The 3,377-nt window shown below is 72.1% G+C and carries 3 protein-coding genes; 1 reads left to right on the top strand and 2 read right to left on the bottom strand.

Translation table 11 applies throughout. The features are described from left to right. Positions 1-489: 489 nt before the first annotated feature. Positions 490-1,548: an aldo/keto reductase gene (locus tag AB0877_RS24910; RefSeq protein WP_366611850.1), complete on the bottom strand. Its 1,059-nt coding sequence runs from the start codon at positions 1,546-1,548 to the stop codon at positions 490-492. 171 nt (positions 1,549-1,719) lie between these two features. After that, positions 1,720-2,232 carry an HIT domain-containing protein gene (locus AB0877_RS24915; RefSeq protein ID WP_366611864.1) on the bottom strand — a complete coding sequence of 171 codons (513 nt, stop codon included), beginning with the start codon at positions 2,230-2,232 and terminating at the stop codon, positions 1,720-1,722. A 163-nt stretch (positions 2,233-2,395) separates the two neighbouring features. On the opposite strand from AB0877_RS24915, the gene AB0877_RS24920 reads away from it, so the two are divergent. After that, the gene (locus AB0877_RS24920; RefSeq protein WP_366611852.1) at positions 2,396-3,136 is read left to right on the top strand and encodes a D-Ala-D-Ala carboxypeptidase family metallohydrolase; all 741 of its coding nucleotides are present in this window, start codon (positions 2,396-2,398) and stop codon (positions 3,134-3,136) included. Positions 3,137-3,377 lie beyond the last annotated feature (241 nt).

Here is a 3,377-nt window from a genome sequence, read left to right on the forward strand (position 1 = left end):
GCCCCAGCGATCTTGCACTTCCTGTTGCCGTTATGTCGCTGTTGCGGCATAAGTAACCGCAGAAACTGCAAGATCGACGGAAGCTGATGAGGCCTTCGGATCGATCATGGAGTTGTGGTGGGCGAAAGGTTGATTGATGCCCTTTTTGTGAGGCACCACAACTCCATGATCGACACGGGCAGGGCGGGAAGGGCGGGGCAGCGCTCGGCGACACGGCGCGAGGCCACACGGGGCAGCCGACGCGGAGCGGGGCGGGGCGACATCAGGCGGCATGACGCTAGGCGGCACGAGTTAGCACGGCGCGGGGCGGGGCAGCAGGAGATGGCAGGGCGCACGGCAGCACGTCGAGGCAGCACGGCACGGCGAGGCAGCACGGCACGGCGAGGCGGCAGAGCGCAGGGCAGCACGGCACCGGCACCGCGAGGCGCGCAGAGTGCGCGCAGCACCCCCGCGCCGTGGGTGAGGCCGGGGGTGTTTTGCGCGGCCTGGTTACGGATGGACTGTGGGGTGGATGGGGCGGGGCCAGTGGGGGCGGTCGGCGTCGCGCAGGGCTGCGGTGCGGACGGCGGCGAGCTGACGCTCCACCTCGACGAACTGGTCCGCCGGCAGTGGGCCCCGGTGCAGTGCGGCGGCGTTCTCCTCGACCTGGGCGACCGTACGGCAGCCCGGGATCGGGATGGTGCGACCGCTGCGCGCCCAGATCCAGCCCAAGGCGCCCTGGGCGAGGGTGCGCCCGTCGGCGGTGAGCGCGGCACGGACCGCGCCGACCCGCCGCAGCCACTCCGGTGCCGGCCGGCCACCCCGGAACCACTCCAACCAGCCCGGAGCCAGTCCGCGTACGTCGTCGCGGGGCAGCGTCGACGCGGCCGTGTACTTGCCGGTGAGCAGCCCCATCCCGAGCGGGCCCCGGTTGACGCTCGCCAGGTCGTACTTGTCGCAGACGGCCAGCAGCTCGGGGGCGTCGCGCAGCACCGACAGGGCGTGTTGCACCGCGGTGGCACCGGCGGCGGCGTGCCCGAACGCGGCAGCCCGGTCGGTGCGGTCGGTGCTCCACCCGTACGCGCGGATCAGACCCTCGGCCACCAGGTCCTCGCAGGTCCCGATCAGCGCCTGCGCCCTCGGCACCGACAGATCGGCCAGGTGCAGTTGATAGAGGTCGATCCGGTCGGTGCCCAACCGGCGCAGTGAGGCGGTCACGGCAGTGCGCAGGTACCCGGGCGACGCGTCCTCGCCGGTGGCCTGCCGGCCGGCCTCGTCGAAGGTGTAACCCCACTTGGTGGCGATCACGGCGTCGTCGCGACGACCGGCGAGCGCGCGGCCGAGCACCCGCTCACCGTGTCCGGCTCCGTACGTGTCGGCGGTGTCGAAGAGGGTGATGCCCAGATCGAGTGCCCGGCGTACCGCCCGCACCGACTCGTCGTCGTCGACAGCGCCCCAGCCCAGCGGCTGGGTCCCCTCCGCCCAGGGACCGCCGATCGCCCAGCACCCCATGCCGAGGGCGCTGACCTCGATGCCGCTGCGCCCCAACACCCGTGTCGTGACTGCCATCGACCGATCGTGCCACCTTCGGCGGATCGGGGCGTAGCAGATCGGTGGGCGGACACGCGGGCCCCGCGTACACCCGGGTGGAGGGCTGGTTGGAGCTGACCCCGCTGCTGCGCGCCGACCAGCCGGACCGGCGCGAAGGTCGCGCGACCGGCGCGGCGCGGCCGGCGGCGGTCAGGACGGCCAGGCGCGGGCGAACAGGTCGCGGGTGTCGCCGAGCAGCTGCGGCAGGACCTTGGTACGGCCGATCACCGGCATGAAGTTCGCGTCACCACCCCAGCGCGGCACGACATGCTGGTGCAGGTGGGCGGCGATGCCGGCACCGGCCACCCCGCCCTGGTTCATGCCCAGGTTGAAGCCGTGGGCGTTGCTGACCTTGCGGATCACCCGCATCGCGGTCTGGGTGTACGACGCCAGCTCGGTGGTCTCCGCCACGTCCAGGTCCGTGTAGTCGGCCACGTGACGGTTGGGGCAGACCAGCAGGTGCCCCGGGTTGTACGGGTAGAGGTTGAGCACCGCGAACACATGCTCACCCCGGGCCACCACCAGGCTCTCCTCCGGCGGCAGCTTCGGCCCTCGGCAGAAGGGACAGCCGGTGGGCTTCTCGTAGCCCTCGGCCGGGCGGTCCTCGCCGGAGATGTAGGTCATGCGGTGCGGCGTCCAGAGCCGCTCCAGACCGTCCGCCATGCCGTCACTGTCCGTGTGCCGTTCCACCCCTGTCACGAGCCGATCCTACGGAGCCCCGCCGGCCTGCCGCGACACCCGCCGGGGGAAACCCGGCATTGCAAGTTCTTGACGGATCAGAGCGGAGGCATGAAACTTCCGTTCATCCATGTACTTCCATGCATTGATGGAGGGTTCCATGTACCGACGGCTCGGCAGATTCCTCGCGGCACTGGCGATGACCGCCGCCACCACAGTGGCCGGCGTCACCCTCACCGCCGGCGCGGCCCAGGCGGACGGCTGCTACACCTGGGGACGCACCCTGTCCCAGGGGGCGTCCGGCGAGGATGTCCGGCAACTCCAGATCCGGGTCGCCGGCTACCCCGGCTACGGCGCGGTGCTCACCCTCGACGGCGCGTACGGCCCGGCCACCCGGTCGGCGGTGATCCGCTTCCAGCAGGCGTACGGGCTGCCCGCCGACGGCATCGCCGGCCCTCAGACGTTCAACCGGCTCTACGCCCTCCAGGACGACGACTGCACCCCGGCCAACTTCAGCTACCCCGAGCTGAACAAGTGCAACAGCGACTGGTCCGGCGGCGCGGTCTCGGCGAGCACCGCCCGGTTCAACGCGCTCGTCTCGATGTGGAAGCTCCAGGCCATGCGGCACGCCCTCGGCGACGTGGCCATCTCGATCAGCAGCAGCTTCCGCAGCTACGCCTGCAACAGCGCCGTCGGCGGAGCCTCGAACAGCCGACACCTGTACGGCGACGGGGTGGACCTGGTCGGCTCCCCGTCGTTCTGCCGGCTGGCGCAGCAGGCCCGCAACCACGGCTTCGGGCAGATCCTCGGCCCCGGCTACCCCGATCACAACGACCACACCCACGTGGCGGCGGTCGGAGGCTGGTCAGCGCCGAACTGCGGCATCTGACACCCCACACCGGCCGCCCGGCGGCGGAACCCTCCCGCGTCGGACCCCTCCCGCGTCGGCCGCGCGGCGTCCTACCCTCCCCCGCCGGGCCTGCCCGCCGGCCACCCGGCGAAGATCGCGCCCGAACAAGGAAGTAGTGGGCTCCCCCCCGGGGGGGGGCCCCGCATCAAGGAGCGAGCACGATCAATAGGCGCGGGGGCCCCCCCCCCCGGAACGCCCCCCCCCCCCAGCCTCCTCCCTC

This window comes from Micromonospora sp. NPDC047644, from assembly GCF_040704315.1.
GTDB lineage: Bacteria > Actinomycetota > Actinomycetes > Mycobacteriales > Micromonosporaceae > Micromonospora.